Origin of the sequence: Enterococcus devriesei (genome assembly GCF_001885905.1) — a bacterium.
Lineage (GTDB): Bacteria > Bacillota > Bacilli > Lactobacillales > Enterococcaceae > Enterococcus_A > Enterococcus_A devriesei.
The window spans coordinates 147,817-166,110 of sequence record NZ_JXKM01000005.1 but is presented as its reverse complement, the minus strand read 5'-3'; the positions used below and the strand labels follow the sequence as shown (position 1 = coordinate 166,110).

At 41.2% G+C, this 18,294-nt stretch carries 18 protein-coding genes and 2 tRNA genes; 19 read left to right on the top strand and 1 reads right to left on the bottom strand.

The genetic code is table 11. The features are described 5' to 3' along the window. Position 1: 1 nt before the first annotated feature. The 17 genes from RV00_RS09195 to RV00_RS16410 all read left to right on the top strand — a co-directional run bounded on the left by RV00_RS09195 (position 2) and on the right by RV00_RS16410 (position 12,011). Entirely contained in the window at positions 2-907 is a 906-nt protein-coding gene (locus RV00_RS09195) for a F0F1 ATP synthase subunit gamma (protein ID WP_071862308.1), read from the top strand. Between the two features lie 22 nt (positions 908-929). Then, the gene (gene atpD, locus RV00_RS09190; RefSeq protein ID WP_071862307.1) at positions 930-2,330 is read left to right on the top strand and encodes a F0F1 ATP synthase subunit beta; all 1,401 of its coding nucleotides are present in this window, start codon (positions 930-932) and stop codon (positions 2,328-2,330) included. A gap of 13 nt (positions 2,331-2,343) precedes the next feature. Continuing rightward, on the top strand, positions 2,344-2,778 hold the full coding sequence (locus RV00_RS09185) for a F0F1 ATP synthase subunit epsilon (RefSeq protein WP_010746747.1): 435 nt from the start codon (positions 2,344-2,346) through the stop codon (positions 2,776-2,778). A 355-nt stretch (positions 2,779-3,133) separates the two neighbouring features. Continuing rightward, a complete protein-coding gene (locus RV00_RS09180; RefSeq protein WP_071862306.1) occupies positions 3,134-3,367 on the top strand; it encodes a DUF1146 family protein in 234 nt (77 codons plus the stop codon). A 47-nt stretch (positions 3,368-3,414) separates the two neighbouring features. Continuing rightward, positions 3,415-4,716, top strand: a complete 1,302-nt coding sequence (murA, locus tag RV00_RS09175; protein ID WP_071862305.1) for a UDP-N-acetylglucosamine 1-carboxyvinyltransferase — start codon at positions 3,415-3,417, stop codon at positions 4,714-4,716. A gap of 12 nt (positions 4,717-4,728) precedes the next feature. After that, entirely contained in the window at positions 4,729-4,905 is a 177-nt protein-coding gene (locus RV00_RS09170) for a DNA-directed RNA polymerase subunit beta (RefSeq protein WP_071862304.1), read from the top strand. A 145-nt stretch (positions 4,906-5,050) separates the two neighbouring features. Further along, positions 5,051-5,335 (top strand): membrane protein insertion efficiency factor YidD, encoded by a 285-nt coding sequence (yidD, locus tag RV00_RS09165; RefSeq protein WP_211272384.1) that lies wholly within the window; start codon positions 5,051-5,053, stop codon positions 5,333-5,335. A gap of 474 nt (positions 5,336-5,809) precedes the next feature. Further along, positions 5,810-6,973 (top strand): ABC transporter substrate-binding protein, encoded by a 1,164-nt coding sequence (locus RV00_RS09160; RefSeq protein WP_071862303.1) that lies wholly within the window; start codon positions 5,810-5,812, stop codon positions 6,971-6,973. Between the two features lie 114 nt (positions 6,974-7,087). Beyond that, the gene (locus RV00_RS09155; protein ID WP_071862302.1) at positions 7,088-7,966 is read left to right on the top strand and encodes a branched-chain amino acid ABC transporter permease; all 879 of its coding nucleotides are present in this window, start codon (positions 7,088-7,090) and stop codon (positions 7,964-7,966) included. Between the two features lie 9 nt (positions 7,967-7,975). Then, on the top strand, positions 7,976-8,950 hold the full coding sequence (locus tag RV00_RS09150; RefSeq protein WP_071862382.1) for a branched-chain amino acid ABC transporter permease: 975 nt from the start codon (positions 7,976-7,978) through the stop codon (positions 8,948-8,950). Next, positions 8,931-9,707, top strand: coding sequence for an ABC transporter ATP-binding protein (locus RV00_RS09145; protein ID WP_071862301.1), 777 nt, complete (start codon positions 8,931-8,933; stop codon positions 9,705-9,707). The genes RV00_RS09150 and RV00_RS09145 overlap by 20 nt, the downstream gene beginning before the upstream one ends. Beyond that, positions 9,707-10,408: an ABC transporter ATP-binding protein gene (locus RV00_RS09140; protein ID WP_071862300.1), complete on the top strand. Its 702-nt coding sequence runs from the start codon at positions 9,707-9,709 to the stop codon at positions 10,406-10,408. The genes RV00_RS09145 and RV00_RS09140 overlap by 1 nt, the downstream gene beginning before the upstream one ends. Before the next feature lie 5 nt (positions 10,409-10,413). Then, on the top strand, positions 10,414-11,058 hold the full coding sequence (locus tag RV00_RS09135) for a CBS and ACT domain-containing protein (RefSeq protein WP_071862299.1): 645 nt from the start codon (positions 10,414-10,416) through the stop codon (positions 11,056-11,058). 82 nt (positions 11,059-11,140) lie between these two features. Further along, on the top strand, positions 11,141-11,371 hold the full coding sequence (locus tag RV00_RS09130; protein ID WP_071862381.1) for a DUF2969 domain-containing protein: 231 nt from the start codon (positions 11,141-11,143) through the stop codon (positions 11,369-11,371). A gap of 81 nt (positions 11,372-11,452) precedes the next feature. Beyond that, positions 11,453-11,536: transfer RNA gene (locus RV00_RS09125), tRNA-Tyr, on the top strand. A 1-nt stretch (position 11,537) separates the two neighbouring features. Next, positions 11,538-11,609: transfer RNA gene (locus RV00_RS09120), tRNA-Gln, on the top strand. 231 nt (positions 11,610-11,840) lie between these two features. Further along, complete coding sequence (locus tag RV00_RS16410) at positions 11,841-12,011, top strand: hypothetical protein (protein WP_169818940.1); 171 nt, start codon at positions 11,841-11,843, stop codon at positions 12,009-12,011. Positions 12,012-12,392: 381 nt separating this feature from the next. Here the strand turns inward: RV00_RS16410 and RV00_RS09110 are convergent, their stop codons facing one another. Further along, a complete protein-coding gene (locus tag RV00_RS09110) occupies positions 12,393-13,001 on the bottom strand; it encodes a TetR/AcrR family transcriptional regulator (RefSeq protein ID WP_071862297.1) in 609 nt (202 codons plus the stop codon). Between the two features lie 178 nt (positions 13,002-13,179). Between RV00_RS09110 and RV00_RS09105 the strand changes: the two genes are divergently transcribed. Beyond that, positions 13,180-17,421 (top strand): 2-hydroxyacyl-CoA dehydratase, encoded by a 4,242-nt coding sequence (locus tag RV00_RS09105; protein WP_071862296.1) that lies wholly within the window; start codon positions 13,180-13,182, stop codon positions 17,419-17,421. A gap of 164 nt (positions 17,422-17,585) precedes the next feature. Further along, positions 17,586-18,290, top strand: a complete 705-nt coding sequence (locus RV00_RS09100; protein WP_071862295.1) for a GntR family transcriptional regulator — start codon at positions 17,586-17,588, stop codon at positions 18,288-18,290. The last annotated feature ends 4 nt before the right edge of the window (positions 18,291-18,294 follow it).

Sequence of the window (18,294 nt, the reverse complement as noted above, 5' to 3'; positions counted from 1 at the left end):
AATCATGGCATCCTTAAATGAAATCAAAACACGGATTGCATCGACGAAAAAGACAAGCCAAATCACCAAAGCTATGCAAATGGTTTCTGCTTCAAAGTTAACGAAATCTGAACTGTATTCGTCAAAATTCCAATTGTATGCTTCAAAGGTACGGGAAGTCTTAACTCACTTAACAGCCAGTGAATTAACCGAATTGGCTAATTCTGGTCGTCAATTAGGCGGCATCAACTATCACAGTATGTTGTTAAATCGGCCAGTCAAAAAAACGGGCTATATTGTGATTACTTCTGATGGCGGTTTGGTGGGCGGATACAATAGCTCGATTTTAAAACAAACGATGACAATGCTTGAAGATGATCATGATTCTGCCGATGAATATGTGTTATTAGCCATTGGTGGAACCGGAGCGGACTTTTTCAAAGCTCGCGGTGTTAAATTAGCTTATGAATTGCGCAATTTATCGGATCAACCAAGCTTTGATGAAGTACGAAAAATCGTTTCAATGACAACTAGTATGTATGAAAATCAAGTCTTCGATGAACTGTACGTATGTTACAACCATCACGTCAATTCATTGTCTAGTCAGTTCCGAGTAGAAAAAATGCTGCCGATCTCTGACTTAGATCCAAATGAAGCACAAACGTATCGTGAGGAATATCTTTTCGAGCCATCAAAAGAAGCGATCCTTGATCAATTGCTGCCGCAATATGCGGAAAGCTTGATTTACGGTGCGATCGTTGATGCCAAAACGGCGGAACACGCAGCTGGGATGACAGCGATGAAGACCGCCACAGATAACGCTGGTTCAATTATTGATGATTTGACCATTTCATACAACCGTGCACGTCAAGCGGCGATCACCCAAGAGATTACAGAAATTGTCGGCGGGGCTTCCGCGTTAGAATAATTTCAAGATTGGAGGAAAAAACATGAGTTCAGGCAAGATTGTTCAAGTTATTGGTCCCGTTGTCGACGTGGAATTTTCTTTAGATCAATCCTTACCAGACATCAACAATGCGTTGATTGTTTATAAAAATGATAAAACAAAAGTCGTTCTTGAAGCAGCTTTAGAACTTGGTGATGGTGTTATTCGCACGATCGCCATGGAATCTACGGATGGTTTGCAACGTGGGATGGAAGTTGTCGATACCGGCAAACCAATCTCAGTACCAGTAGGGAAAGAAACATTGGGTCGTGTGTTTAACGTTTTAGGTGAAACTATCGACAAAGAAGCGCCTTTTCCTGAAGATGCAGAAAAAAGCGGGATTCATAAAAAAGCGCCAAGCTTTGAAGAGCTTAGCACAAGTAACGAAATTTTAGAAACAGGGATCAAAGTTATCGACTTATTAGCCCCATACTTAAAAGGTGGTAAGGTCGGACTATTCGGTGGTGCCGGTGTTGGTAAAACTGTATTGATCCAAGAATTGATTCATAATATCGCCCAAGAACACGGTGGGATTTCCGTCTTTACCGGTGTTGGGGAACGGACTCGTGAAGGGAACGACCTTTATTATGAAATGAAAGATTCAGGCGTAATTGAAAAAACGGCCATGGTGTTTGGACAAATGAACGAGCCGCCAGGTGCCCGGATGCGAGTTGCCTTAACTGGTTTAACTTTAGCTGAATATTTCCGTGATGAAGAAGGACAAGATGTGTTGCTATTTATCGACAACATTTTCCGTTTCACTCAAGCAGGTTCAGAAGTATCTGCCTTACTTGGTCGGATGCCATCAGCCGTTGGGTATCAACCAACCTTGGCAACTGAAATGGGTCAATTACAAGAACGGATTACTTCTACTAAAAAAGGTTCGATTACTTCGATCCAAGCCATCTATGTGCCAGCCGATGACTATACTGACCCTGCGCCAGCGACAGCCTTCGCCCATTTAGATGCAACAACCAACTTGGAACGTAAGTTAACCGAGCAAGGGATCTATCCAGCCGTTGACCCATTGGCTTCATCTTCAAGTGCCTTAGCACCTGAAATCGTTGGTGAAGAACATTATCGTGTAGCGACAGAAGTTCAACGTGTCTTACAACGTTACCGCGAGTTACAAGATATTATCGCAATCTTAGGGATGGACGAATTGTCTGACCAAGAAAAAGTGATTGTGTCACGTGCACGTCGGATTCAATTCTTCTTGTCACAAAACTTCAACGTGGCGGAACAATTTACTGGTCTTCCAGGCTCATATGTTCCAGTTGAAAAAACTGTTGAAGGCTTCAAAGAAATCCTTGAAGGAAAATACGATGACCTTCCCGAAGAAGCATTTCGTAGTGTAGGTACTATCGAAGACGTAGTAGAAAAAGCAAAAACTTTAGGCTACTAGAAAGAGGTGCCCGATGGAACAAGAAAAAAACAAAGTTCTGCAAGTGAACGTTGTTACTCCAGATGGTAACGTCTATGATCACAATGCAACTATCGTAGTTGCAAAAACAGTTGCGGGTGAGATCGGGATCTTGCCGAACCACGCACCGATCATTGCGCCTCTTGCGATCGACGAGGTTCGAGTTCGTCGTACGGACTCTGATACACACGTTGACTGGATCGCAGTCAACGGGGGAATTATGGAAGTTCGGGACAATGTCTTAACGATCATCGCCGACACGGCTGAACGTGAACGCGATATCGACGTGTCACGTGCTGAAAGAGCAAAACAACGGGCGGAAGCGCGGATTCAAGAAGCGCGGGAAAAACAAGACACCGACCAATTGAGTCGGGCCGAAGTTGCGTTGCACCGTGCTATGAATCGAATCAAAGTTTCAAAACATCGTTAAATAAAAAGAAGATCAATCTCAAGTTGATCTTCTTTTTTTATAAAAGAAAGAAGAGTTGCCTAGTCCAATATTTTTATTGTTCCTCAAATAAAAGAGGACAGGGGGAATTGGGAGTCAGCCTTAAAAACTAAAATAAACAATTATTATTAGCTATTATGACAAATAAGGTACAATAGAATTTTTAAGAAAACTTTTTTCAAGTCTAAGTGAAATATAACAGTTACTAAATGAAAAATTATAAAAGCTTAAGTTTTTTAAAAGGTTTTTTATAGGCTTTTGAGTAAGCAAACTATTCTTCTTTACATGAAACTGTGATATAATCCAACTGTTAATTTTTTTTGAAAGGAAATTGATTATGCAGGTATTTGGAATCGACGCACTAGTCAGAATCGTGTCGCATTTTGCTTTTATTTATTTAGCTTTTTGGGCGTTACGATCGTTACGGATTGAGAATCTCTTTAAATCATTTAAGGAAACGCAAGTCCGACTGACATTGATGATGCTGGCGATTGCTTTAGGTTATACTTGTAGCAACTTCTTTTTAGAGATTATCCTTTTGTGTAAAAATATTTTTTTGACATTTAGTTAGGTACATATAAGATAAGAGAATTCGATTAGCTTTTTGGAGGGAATACAATGGAAGAGATCATCGTTCGTGGTGGCAAACAATTAAATGGAACTGTACAGATTGAAGGAGCAAAAAATGCTGTACTTCCGATTTTAGCTGCGACTCTATTAGCTGAAGAAGGAACGACAACATTAAGCAATGTTCCGATTCTTTCTGATGTCTTTACCATGAATCAAGTGATCCGTTTTTTGAACACGGATGTTGAGTTTAATGAAGAAACAAAAGAAATCACAGTGGATGCAACGCGTCAATTAAACGTGGAAGCTCCCTATGAATATGTGAGTAAAATGCGGGCGTCAATCGTCGTAATGGGTCCTTTGTTGGCTCGTAATGGACATGCTAAGGTAGCTATGCCAGGCGGCTGTGCCATTGGTAAACGTCCAATCAATTTGCATTTAAAAGGATTCCAAGCGTTAGGCGCAAAAATTATCCAAAAAAATGGCTATATCGAAGCAATTGCTGACGAATTAGTCGGCGATACGATTTACTTAGATTTTCCAAGTGTCGGTGCGACGCAAAACATCATGATGGCTGCTGTTAAAGCTAAAGGAACAACCATTATTGAAAACGTCGCTCGTGAACCAGAAATCGTTGATTTAGCGAACTTCTTAAACAAAATGGGCGCAAACATTCATGGAGCTGGTACAGAGATCATGCGTATTGAAGGTGTAGAACATCTTCATGCGGTTTCTCATCCGATTGTTCAAGACCGGATCGAAGCTGGAACATTCATGGTGGCAGCAGCAATGACTGAAGGCAATGTGCTGATTGAAGGCGCAATTTCAGAACACAATCGTCCGTTGATCTCTAAATTAACAGAGATGGGTGTTTCAATTTCTGAAGAAAATGATGGTTTAAGAGTCATTGGTCCTAAGACATTGAAAGCAACAGATATTAAAACAATGCCTCATCCTGGGTTCCCAACGGACATGCAAGCGCAAATGACAGCTATTCAATTGGTAGCTGAAGGTATCAGCACAACCACAGAAACGGTCTTTGAGAATCGTTTCCAACATTTAGAAGAAATGCGTAGAATGAATGCACAAGTGAAAATTGACAACAATGTTGCGTTGATCAAAGGTGCAACTGAACTTCAAGGTGCAGAAGTCTATGCTACGGATTTACGTGCGGCAGCAGCTTTAGTATTAGCTGGCTTACGGGCGAAGGGAATTACCCGTGTACGCAATCTAAAATACTTAGATCGTGGATACTATGAATTCCATACGAAGTTGCAACAATTAGGTGCCGATGTGGAACGTGTGAATTCTGAAGATAAGAAGGCGGCGAACACAGCAACAGTATTGGCTTAAGGGAGTGGATATATGAGTTCGAGTGAACATATCTTACGTAGCTTAATCCGAATCGTAGCGATTTTGCTGGCAGGTATTCTATTATTTATTGTTGGTAGTATGATCGGCTATGGCGCTATGGGCGGAGGCAATCCGTTTAAGGTTTTATTACCTGGCGTGTGGCGGCATATTTTGGAATTTGTACATTAATAAAGCTGTTTATAACAGAATGTCTAGTATGAGGGGTTGCACCAAATTTTTGGGGCAATCTCTTTTTGCTAGTAAGAAAATTGTTTTGATGTCTGATTTCACGACCTGGTGTGTTCGCGAAACCAGCCAAATTTGAGGTGATGAAATGAGTTTTATTGGCAAAGGACTAATTATGATCGTACGAGGCTATCAACGGTTTATCTCGCCTTTGTTCCAGCCTTCGTGTCGATATTATCCGACGTGCTCCAGTTATATGATCAAGGCGATTCAAGTACATGGGGCGATAAAAGGCAGCACAATGGGGATTTTTCGGATCTTGCGCTGTAATCCTTTTGCTCGAGGCGGTATTGATTATGTACCTGTCCATTTTTCGTTAAAAAAGAATTTGGTAGATGAAGAGGAGCCGAATTATTTAGCGAAGAATAGTTGACTTAAGGCAATGTCAAAAAGGCGACTTCAATACCACTTTTTAGAGGGGACCCTTGATGAAAATTAAATTAAAAATATCTTTAAGATTACGTTTTCATTAATAAAGAAATCCATAGGTTATTGTATTGTCTTCAGCTTTTTTGAAAACAAGTAGATGTAGTGTGGAAAATAATTTAAGATTTTGACTGAATTGTTCCAAAAACTTTATTTAAGGGACTTAAAAAGAAGCCCATTATTGATGCGGTATGAATAAAAAAATGAGTTATTTAAAAAAGAGCTTTTCGACTATTTACAGGTCGGAAGCTTTTTTTTTAGTTATTTGATAGCTACTCATTAGGAATGGAAGCGCTATAAATTGTTTGAGTATTGTTGAATTATTAAAATATTCAGAAAATTTAATTGACAGTGAGAGTTTTTTCCTATATATTCTTTATTATCTTAACCAATTATCATTATTTTATTAGGGGGAAACAGGATGAAGAAAAGAACAGTAGTTGCATTGGCAGCAGGGTTGTTTTTATTTGGCGCATGTGGATCGCCTAAAGCAAGCGATAATACTAGCGGAGAAGATGCGAAGACGATTAAAATCGGTGGAAATTTCGAATTATCCGGCGCAGTAGCAGCTTATGGTGAAGCGGAAAACGAAGGCGTCAAATTAGCTGTTGAAGAAATCAACAAAGACGGCGGAATTGACGGCAAAAAAATTGAATACATCGCAAAAGACAATAAATCTGATAATAACGAGGCAGCTTCGGTTGCAGCGAATTTGACAACTAAAGACGGAGTTGTAGCAGTCATTGGACCGGCGACATCGGGCGCGGCCAAAGCGACGTTACCGAATTTAACGAAGGCGAAGGTTCCAGCGGTTACTCCTTCTGGAACAGACGATGCGATTACGGTTCAAAAAGACAAGGTCCAAGACTATATCTATCGTGCGTGTTTCCAAGATAGCTTCCAAGGGATTGTTTTAGCGAAATACGCAGATGACAATCTAAAAGCCGATAAAGCAGTAATCTTAGGGGACAACTCAAGTGATTATGCGAACGGTCTGAAAAAGGCCTTCAAAGATACGTATAAAGGTGAGATCGTCGCTGAAGAAAACTTTACCGCTGGCGATAAAGATTTCCAAGCAATGCTGACTAAAATCAAAGATAAAGACTTCAATGTCATCTATATTCCTGGCTATTATACAGAAGCAGGCTTAATCATCAAGCAAGCGCGTGAAATGGGAATCGAACAGCCAATCATCGGTGCTGATGGTTTTGGGGATGAAAAATTGATTGAAACTGCAGGCGCAAGCAATGTGAAAAATGTTTATTATACTGGTCACTTCTCAACTAAAGCCCCAGCAACCGATAAAGTAGAACCGTTTGTGAAGGCATTTGAAGACAAATATGGCAAACAGCCATCTTCATTCAATGCATTGGCTTATGATTCTGTTTACATGATCAAGCAAGCGATTGAAGACGAAGGCAAAGCGACACCAGAAGCGATTGATAAAGGCTTAGCTGGCTTGAAAGACTTCGTTGGTGTTACTGGTAAGATTACGATGGACAAAGACCACAACCCTGTGAAATCAGCGGTCGTTCTTGGTCTAACAGATGGAAAAGAATCTTCTGCTGAAACGGTAAATCCTTAACATTTCGGAGCAGACCGGGGTCTGTGACAATCATCTGTCACAGACCCTTATTTTCGAATAAAGGCTGCAAAGAACTGCTTAACCTTAATTTTTTAGAAAAGTGATGTGATATGCATGGAAATATTTATCCAACAAATTGTAAATGGTCTTTTTCTAGGGAGTGTCTATGCTCTGATGGCACTAGGCTATACAATGGTTTACGGTATTATTAAACTGATCAACTTCGCGCATGGTGAGATTTATATGATTGGTTCTTTTATTGGCTATTTTTTAATTAATCAGTTTAATATGGGCTTTTTCCCTGCACTGATCTTATCGATGGCAGGTAGTGCGGTTTTAGGCGTAGTAATCGAATTTTTAGCCTATCGGCCACTGCGAAACTCTACTCGGATCGCGGCCTTGATTACGGCAATCGGAGTTTCGTATTTATTGCAAAACACGATGATTTATTTCTTTAGTTCAACGACGCGGCCTTTTCCGCAGGTGATTAAGTTGCAAGTATTTAACATCGGCTTTTTAAGTGTTTCTAATATTCAATTATTGATCTTAGGTCTTTCATTATTCTTGATGATTACCTTAAATATAATTGTCCAAAAGACCAAGATGGGAAAAGCGATGCGAGCCGTTAGTGTCGACACGGACGCGGCTCAATTGATGGGAATCGATGTTAATCGGACGATTTCTTTTACCTTTGCATTAGGCTCTGCGTTGGCTGCTGCTGGCGGGATGATGATTGGTCTTTATTACAATTCGATTGATCCAATGATGGGTTATATTCCAGGTTTGAAATCATTTATCGCGGCTGTTTTAGGCGGTATCGGGATTATTCCTGGTGCGGCGATTGGTGGTTTCGTGATTGGTTTAATCGAAACAATCACGACGGCGTTAGGCTTCTCGGACTTTAAAGATGCGGTCGTGTATGCGGTCTTGATTTTGATTTTGTTAGTTCGTCCGGCCGGAATTTTAGGCAAACATGTGAAAGAGAAAGTGTAGGTGGATCAAATGAAAAAGAATTTAAAATACAATTTGATTTGGCTGGCTCTGATCGTGCTTGGTTACGCAGCTTTGTATATTGCTTATTCGGCTGGCATGATCAATCTATTTTTAGATAATATCATGGTCCAAATCGGAATCAATGTCATCTTAGCGGTCGGATTAAATTTAATTATTGGTTTCTCTGGTCAGTTTTCATTAGGTCACGCCGGTTTTATGGCGATTGGTGCCTATGGGGCGGCGTTAGTCTCGATGAGTATGCCAACTTATGCCGGTTTCTTTTTAGGCATGGCTGTCGGTGTCATTTTAGCTGGAATCATCGCAGTTGCGGTAGGAATTCCCACGCTACGTTTAAGTGGCGATTATTTAGCCATAGCAACTTTAGGGGTAGCGGAGATCATCCGTATCTTATTGATTAACTTTAAAGACATTACTAATGGTCCTTCCGGTTTGTTTGGGATCGAGCCTTTTGTTGATTGGCAGATGGTCTATGGCTTTATGGCGATCACCACCTTATTTATCGTCAACTATATTCGCTCGGGTGCAGGACGTGCTACGATGGCGATTCGTGAGGATGAGATTGCTGCAGAAGCAATGGGGGTAAATACGACGAAATATAAAGTCATGGCTTTTGCCTTTGGCGCGATGACTGCCAGTATCGCTGGTTCGCTTTATGCCGGTTATTTGCAATCGATCGCACCGAAGGACTTCGCGTTTACCAAATCGGTAGATATTTTGATTCTGGTCGTCTTAGGCGGAATCGGAAGTATCACAGGAACCTTTATCGCTGCCATTTTGTTAGGGATCATCAATATGTATCTCCAAGATTTCGGTGCTTTACGAATGATTATTTATGCGCTGGCGTTGATTATTTTAATGATCTTTAAGCCAGGTGGATTATTAGGGACAAAAGAATTGTCCGTGAAGAAGCTGTTGAATAAATTCAAAAAAGGAGATGACCAAAATGCCTCTGTTGGAAATTAAAGAGTTAACGAAAAACTTTGGCGGTTTGGCGGCGGTCTCCAATGTCAATATCGCATTAGAAGAAAATCAATTAGTCGGTTTGATTGGTCCCAATGGTGCGGGAAAAACTACTTTATTTAATCTGATCACCGGTGTATATGAACCTAGTGAAGGGGACGTTCTTTTAGAAGTTGATGGTCAAAGTCAGCGTTTGAACGGTAAAAAGCCCTACGCGATCGCAGACTTAGGTTTGAGTCGAACGTTTCAAAATATTCGCTTGTTTAAAGATTTGACGGTGTTGGACAATGTACTGATCGCGATGAATAGTAAAAATAAGGAAGGCTTTTTCTCGAGCGTCTTGCGTTTACCAACTTTTTATAATAAAGAAGAGGCTTTGCGAGAAGAAGCACTGCAATTATTAACGATTTTTGATTTACAAAACAAAGCGGAAAATCTAGCTCGCAATTTGCCGTATGGAGAGCAGCGCCGCTTAGAAATCGTGCGAGCATTAGCGACAAAACCTAAAATTTTATTTTTAGATGAACCAGCGGCAGGGATGAACCCGCAGGAAACGGCAGCTTTAACAGGGTTGATCCGTAAAATCCAACAAGAATTTCAAATCACGATCCTCTTGATCGAACATGATATGAGTCTAGTTATGGATGTTTGTGAACGCATCTATGTATTGGAATATGGTCGGGTCTTGGCAGAAGGCGATCCAGATGAGATCAAAAACAATCCCGAAGTCATCAAAGCTTACTTGGGAGGTGACCTATAATGTTAAAAATCGAAAACCTTTCAGTGCATTATGGAATGATTCAAGCAGTGCGGGATGTCAGCTTTGAGGTCAATCAAGGAGAGATCGTTTCACTGATTGGTGCTAATGGAGCGGGAAAAACAACGATCCTTCGTACCATTTCAGGTTTGATCCAGCCATCAAAAGGAACGATTCAATTTGAAGGCAAACCGATTCAAAAAAGAGCCCCACGAAAGATTGTCGCTCAAGGAATTTCTCAAGTACCTGAAGGTCGCCATGTTTTTTCTGGCTTGACCGTTTTGGAAAATTTAGAAATGGGCGCTTATCTACGGAAAGATGGGTCGTTAAAAGAAGATTACGAGCATGTCTATGAAAAATTTCCGATTTTAAAGGAACGATTGACACAGGATGCTTCCACCTTATCTGGTGGCGAACAGCAAATGCTAGCGATGGGGAGAGCCTTAATGTCAAAGCCTCGCTTGTTGTTACTAGATGAGCCTTCAATGGGGTTGGCTCCGATTTTCATTAAAGAAATTTTCAATATTATCCAGGAAATCAAAGAACAAGGTACAACGGTGCTGTTGATCGAGCAAAATGCCAAAATGGCGTTATCGATTGCAGACCGTGGCTACGTTTTGGAGACTGGGAAGGTCGTTTTGTCAGGCACCGGCCAAGAATTATTAGACAGCGACGAAGTGAAGAAAGCCTATCTAGGAGGGTAATAAAAATGAGTGTAAGAGATTTTATGACGAGTGAATTAGTGACCGTCTCGCCAAAGACAAAAATTTTTGATGCGGTCGATTTAATGAAAAAATATGATATCCACCGCTTGCCTGTACTTGAAAATGAACAACTAGTCGGTTTGATCACTGAAGGAACGATTCAAGAAGCGCTGCCCTCTAAAGCGACTAGTCTAAGTGTCCATGAAGTTAATTATTTGTTGAATAAGACGGTAGTAGCGGACGTTATGATCACAGAGGTTAAAACGATCTCGCCAGATGCGCAATTAGAAGATGGCATTTTCTTGATGCGGCAAAACAAAATCAATGTATTGCCGGTATTAGAAGGGGAAAAGTTAGTTGGCATTATTACCAATAATGATATCTTCGACGCCTTTTTGAAACTGACCGGCTATCATGAAGGCGGCACCCGCGTTCAATTAAAGATCATTGAAGATAAAAAAGGTGTGTTGGCACGAGTGACGAAGCTGTTAGCCGATAATGAGTTGAGTATTTTGACAATCATTGCCAATCACAAAAATAATGGAACAATTGTTGAGATTCAATTAAGCAGTAAAGAAACGGACCGAATCAAAGAAATCCTAACCAACGCTGGCTATGAAGTCATTCGAGCAGTAACAACGAATCCATAATTGCAACTGGCTACTCAGAATTAGAGTAGCCAGTTGTTGTTTTCTTTTGGAGTATGATAAAATGACAGTCGGAGGGAATGCTATGTCTAAAAAAAATAAAGATATCGAAGTTCAGATCAAAGAAGAAGAACGTTCGGTCAATGGTCAAACGGTGACTGTTACGCAGCTAGTGATCGGTAAGAAAATGATTGGTGAAGTAATCCCAGAAAACAAAGTGTTTCAGGCTTATAGCGACGATCGTTTACTAGGAAGTTTTCGTACATTAGATGACGGAATCGAGAATGTGATCCGCAGTTGGAATTTACATGAATAAAATTGAAAAATAATACTTGCATTTTTTTTTGAGATTAGGTATTATAACTGAGTCGGGTTTTTAAATAATAAAAACCTAGATGGAGGAGTAGCGAAGTGGCTAAACGCGACGGACTGTAAATCCGTTCCTTAGGGTTCAGTGGTTCGAATCCACTCTCCTCCACCATTGGGGTATAGCCAAGCGGTAAGGCAAGGGACTTTGACTCCCTCATGCGTTGGTTCGAATCCAGCTACCCCAGTAACGTAAAACGTGAGTTGCAGATGCAGCTCACGTTTTTTTATATATTTCCCAGTAAACGCTGTTAAAAAACTAACTAGCTTCTTCGATTTTTGAAAAAATGCTCCATTTCTGTAAAATTTGTTGTAAGTCACGCTTTCCCCGCTAATCGCAATTTGACCAGCTGAATTGCTTGAAGCCTTTTCAAATTTAGGCTACATTAAAGAAGAGAGAAAGAATGGAGCTGATGGCAATGAATAAAGTGCAAGAAGTAAAAGAACTACTGACAGACACGGTAACAAAAATTTATAGCACAGTGAAGGATCATTCATTAGAAGTAACCAAAGAAAAGGGGCAAGCTCCCCGTGTTCGTACTCTACGCCCTACGCGTCATACGATTAAATGGAAATCTAGAAATCATTAAAAAAATGCGCTCAGATATTCTGAGCGCACTTTTTTTTGACTATGAAGAAAGTATAAATTTTTAAATGAATAAATCGCTTTACAGCAGGTCTAGCCATGTCCGGCTTCACGAACTAGCTTTATCGGCAATAAGCAAAACGATTTCTAAATTTGAGAAGCACCAAGTAGGAACTGTTCAACATCAAAGTTAAAACTTTGTGTTTCTCAGTCATTTATCAAAAGTTTGGTCTTATTGCACAGCTGACTCCTAAATAGAGAATCATTTTTCCAAAAACACGAAAAATGATTTTGATTGTCGTTACGCATACCATTTTTCTAATCTCAATAATGCGAGAAGAAAAACTGGCAAAAAGCTGAGCGAGTTCGCGAAAGCTTTTCTCATTTAACGATCAATCTCTATTCCCAGAATCGTCAAATGGCCATTGCCTACTAGTTTGATAACGAGCTTCGCTAGACTACCGGCATCCATCATTGTATCGCTGGTGATCCACCAATGGAGGGTACCAACAAAGATCGACGTCATGTATTCAATGATAAAGTCTAGGGGCACTTCGATATCATTCTCGGTAATCTTTAAACGATTGAAGACGTGGGCATATTTAATATCTAAAATTTCCGCGATCTTTTTCCGCAGCATTTCATTTCCAGAGGCATCCATGACCGTCAAAAAGAATTTTCGATTGGCTTGGATCTGCTGATAAATATTGGTTAAGACAAATTCGATTTGTTTGACTTTCAGACGATTGCCTTGGACGATCTGATCGGGATCGAGGACTTCAGTGAAGGCATCGATGGCTTGTTTGAAAATATGGTCGTATAAATCTTGCTTGTCTTTAAAATGGGCGTAGAAGGTTGCTCGATTGATCATAGCTTCATCAGCGATCTCTTGTACAGTGATATTATCAAAGCCTTTTGCTTCTACTAAATGGATAAAAGCTTCCATGATCATTTTTTTCGTTCGTTTCACTCTTAAGTCGATTTTTTTGGGCATGGGAAATTCCTTTCATTTTTTACAACAGAACGGGTTGGAACGTTGCTTATCACACGAATGAAATGATTTTGATAGTTGCATAACGTGCAAAATCTTTTTAGAATATACGTGAGTAGTATAACAAACACTTTGTAAGTTAATCAACACGTGTTGTTAAAAATGGAAGGTAGGAATATTTATGACATTACGAGCGGGGATCGATGTAGGCTCTACAACCGTCAAGTTGGTCATTTTAAATGAACAAAATGAAAGTCTCTTTGCAAAATACGAACGGCATTTTTCGGATGTGAAAACTGCCACAGAACGTGTGCTGCGAGAAGCAGAAGAGGTACTTGGCAACCAAAAAATGACGATGAGTATCACAGGTTCCGGTGGGATGGGACTAGCTGATGTTTTAGACATTCCTTTCGTCCAAGAGGTGATCGCGTGTACACGCACCGTGGAAGAAGTCATTCCAGAAACGGATGTGGCGATTGAATTAGGCGGAGAAGATGCGAAGATTACATTCTTTGAAGGTGCTTTGGAGCAGCGGATGAACGGTAGCTGCGCCGGTGGAACGGGAGCCTTTATTGACCAGATGGCAGTCTTGTTAAAGACGGATGCCAACGGGGTCAATGAACTGGCAAAAAATTATAAGACACTTTATCCGATTGCTTCTCGTTGCGGCGTTTTCGCCAAAACCGATGTGCAGCCTTTGATCAATGAAGGAGCAGCGAAAGAAGATATCGCGGCGAGTATTTTTCAAGCCGTTGTAAACCAAACAATCGCCGGTTTAGCAGCCGGTCGTAAAATCAAAGGGAACATCGCTTTTCTCGGTGGGCCGTTATTCTTTATGTCTGAACTGCGTCAACGCTTTATCGAGACATTGAACATCGCCCCAGAGAATGTGATCTTTCCTGAAAATCCACAACTTTTTGTAGCAATGGGCGCCGCTTTTTATTCAGAAGAAGCACCCGTTTCTTCATTAGAAGAATTGCTGCATCGTTTGACTACGGCAGAAGAAGGACACTTATCGCCTTCTGATACGTTGGAACCTTTATTTAAAGACGAGGCGGATCTCGCTGATTTCCGGCTGCGTCATGGGCAAGCCCAAGCGCAAGAAAAGGATTTGAATGAACATGAAGGCGTGGCGTTCTTAGGAATCGATGCCGGTTCTACCACGACCAAAGTGGCCTTGATCGATGAGAGCGGTAATCTCATGTTTTCATTTTATGGCAACAATCAAGGTCAGCCCTTAGAAACGACGATGACCGTCTTAAAAGATTTGTATCAAAAATTACCTGAGAATGTCTTTATCGGAAAAGCAGCAGTAACTGGTTATGGGGAGCAATTAATCAAAAACGCCTTGAAGGTGGATATCGGTGAAGTAGAAACGATGGCGCATTACAAAGCGGCGAATCATTTCCAACCAGGCGTTGATTTTATTTTAGACATCGGCGGACAAGACATGAAGGCGATGACGATTAAAGATGGCGCGCTGTCATCGATCCAGTTGAATGAAGCCTGTTCATCCGGTTGTGGCTCTTTCATCGAGACCTTTGCTAAATCATTGAATTATAAAGTAGAAGACTTTGCGCAAGCGGCCTTGAAATCAAAAGGACCAGTGGACTTAGGCTCTCGCTGTACTGTCTTTATGAATTCAAAAGTGAAACAAGTTCAAAAAGAAGGCGCCTCAGTTGGGGATATCTCCGCCGGCTTATCTTACTCCGTCATTAAAAATGCCATCTATAAAGTAATTAAGGTTCGTCGTCCCGAAGAGTTGGGCGAAAAGATCGTTTGCCAAGGTGGGACTTTCTATAATGAAGCGGTGTTACGGGCGTTTGAAATGGTGACCGGCCGTGAAGTCGTTCGCCCATCAATCGCCGGTTTAATGGGCGCATTCGGCGCGGCATTGATTGCTTTAGAAAATTATGAGGTCGGTGAAACGACTGAGACATTATCTTTGGCGGAGATCGACAGCTTTACCGCAGAAAAAGAATTTACTCATTGCGGATTGTGTGAAAATAATTGTATGCTTACGGTTACGTTATTCTCCGACGGACGGCAATTTATCACCGGCAATCGCTGTGAGCGAGGCGCTCGGATCAAAGTGAAACGGGAAGATAAAAAAGTCAATCTGGTGGAGTATAAATATAAACGGCTCTTCAAATATCGTCCATTACGTAAAAAAGAAGCGGTGCGAGGAGAAATCGGGATTCCACGGGTCTTGAATATGTATGAAAATTATCCTTTGTGGCATACCTTCTTCAGCGACCTTGGATTCCGCGTGAAATTATCACCACGCTCAAATAAAGAATTGTATGAACAAGGAATGGAGACGATCCCAAGTGATACGGCCTGTTACCCAGCCAAAATTGCTCACGGCCATATCCAAGCCTTAATCGATGGTGGCGTACCAATGATTTTCTATCCTGGTGTGGTCTTTGAGCGGGAAGAATCAAAAGAAGCCGACAATCATTTCAACTGTCCAATCGTCCAAAGCTATCCAGATGTGATCCGCAATAATGTTGATGACATCCGTGACGGCAAGGTGGATTATCGTAATCCTTATTTGAATTTAGCCAATGAAGCTTCAGTAGCCAAAGTTTTAGGACGTTGCTTCCAAGATTTAGGGATCACCCAAACCGAAGTCGACAAAGCGTTGCATCATGCCTATGAAGAATTAGAAACCTTCAAAAATGATATTCGCCAAAAAGGGGAAGAAACGCTTCTGATGCTGAATCAAAAAGGCGAGCGAGGCGTCGTTCTTTCTGGTCGTCCGTATCATTTAGATCCAGAGATCAATCACGGAATCGCGGAAGTCATTACCCAAGAAGGCTTCCATGTTCTAACCGAAGACAGTGTCTCCCATTTAAGCGATGTCGGTAATTTACGGGTCGTCAATCAATGGGTCTACCATTCACGTTTATATGCGGCCGCTCGAGTGGTGGCCAAATCCAAAAATCTGGAGCTTGTTCAATTGAATTCCTTCGGTTGTGGACTAGATGCGGTCACCACGGACCAAGTCGAAGAAATCATGGAACAATACGGCAAAATCTATACTGTTTTGAAGATTGATGAAGGGTCCAACTTAGGTGCCATCAGAATTCGTTTACGTTCGTTAAAAGCAGCAGTCAATGAGCGGGATAAATCTAACTTCCAACCCGTTAGACGTTTTGAAGAACCAGAAAAAATCGTCTTCACGAAGGAAATGCGAAAAAAACATACTTTGCTCTTGCCAATGCTTAGTCCGATCCATCAATCTGGCTTATTCGATGTTGCGTTGGAGGCTTCAGGCTATAATGTCGTCTGCTTACCAGCGATGGACCGTGAGGCCGTCAATGTTGGATTGAAATACGTGAATAACGATTCTTGTTATCCAGCGATCATTTCGATCGGACAATTGGTCGAAGCGTTGCAAAGCGGCGAATATGATTTAAACAATACCAGTGTCATGATGAGTCAAACTGGTGGCGGCTGCCGGGCGACGAATTACATTCCATTATTGCGTAAGGCCCTGAATGATGCCGGCTTCCCACAAGTGCCCGTCGTTTCCGTGTCACTAGGAAACAAAGGAGTGGAAAGCAACCCAGGCTTCAAGTACACCTTACCAATGTTAAAACGGATTGTTGTGGCAATTCTTTATGGCGATCTCTTTGAACGCGTCGTATACCGTACGCGGCCTTATGAACTAGTAGAAGGTCAGATCGATGCCTTACATGAGGAATGGCTGAAAAAAGTCGAAGGCAATGTTCGCAATGGTTCATTGACCCTGTTCAATATGAATATGAAAAAGATCATCAAAGACTTTGATACGGTACCAATTTCTGATGAAGTTAAGCCAAAAGTCGGTGTTGTTGGAGAAATTTTGGTGAAATACTCGCCAACTGCCAACAATGATATTGTCCGGCTGTTAGAAGCAGAAGGCGCCGAGGCAGTCGTACCGGATTTGATTGGTTTCATGAACTATTCTTTATACAATCAAATTTGGAAATATGACAATATGGGAATGTCTAAAAAGAGCAAAAATCTGGCTGAGATGGCGATCAAATTAATTGAATTCGTGGAAAAACCGATGGATAAAGCGTTGCGCGCTTCGGATCGTTTCACAGGGATTCATTCGATTTATCAATTAGCGGAAGATGCCAGCAAGATTCTTTCGATTGGGAATCATACGGGTGAAGGCTGGTTCTTGACTGGCGAAATGATTGATCTCTTGAAGACCGGGGTCAATAATATTGTCTGCATGCAGCCTTTTGGTTGTCTGCCGAACCATGTTGTAGGTAAAGGTGTCATTAAAGAATTGCGTCATCAGTATCCAAAATCCAATATTGCCGCGATCGATTATGATCCAGGCGTTTCCATCGTCAATCAATTGAATCGGATTCGTTTAATGATGGCGACCGCTAACAAGCAATTAAAAGAAGAAGTAAAAAGTTAAAGAATAGGGTAGGCCGATTCAAATGGTCTACTCTTTTTTTTACGTCAATAACTGATTATTGCAGGCAATCGACTAGTTAGTTGGGAAATTGGGAAGGGTTATTATTGTACATTAGGTATATACCAGTTATAATAAATATAGAAAATCAACAGGAGTGATGGAATGTGGCAAATCAAGTGCCCGTATATATTCAAATCCATGATCAATTAAAACATGAGATTGAAAATGGCGTGTGGAAAGTGGGTGATCGCTTACCTTCTGAGCGTGAATTGTCGTTAAAATTTGGCGTCAGTCGAATGACCTTGCGCCAAGCGATCCAAACGTTATCGGACGAGGGAATCTTAGAGCGGAAAATCGGTTCAGGAACTTACGTCGCCAGTAAAAAAGTCCAAGAAAAAATGAGCGGGACAACGAGCTTTACTGATATCATGGAATCCTTGGGAAAGATTCCTTCTAGCAAAACGATTTCCTTTTTTAATTCTCGTGCCAGTTCTAGTGAAGCAGAAAAACTTGGCTTAGACAAAGGCGAGCAAGTGTTGCGGATGGAACGAATTCGTTATGCAGATGAAGTGCCAATTTGTTTCGAAGTGGCGAGTATTCCTGCAAAACTAGTCGAAGGCTTCAGCAAAGAAGAAATCACAGATTCTTTTTATCATAGCTTGCAAGAAAAAGGCTTTGAGATCGGACGTGCCAATCAAACCGTTTCTGCTGTTTTAGCTTCGGAGCAAACAGCCGAATATTTAGCTGTTAAACGTGGCGACGCGATTTTACGCCTGCGCCAAGTTTCCTATTTAGCGGATGAACGCCCATTTGAGTATGTGCGTACGCAGTATGTTGGCAGCCGTTTTGAATTTTATTTAGAAAAATAATCCA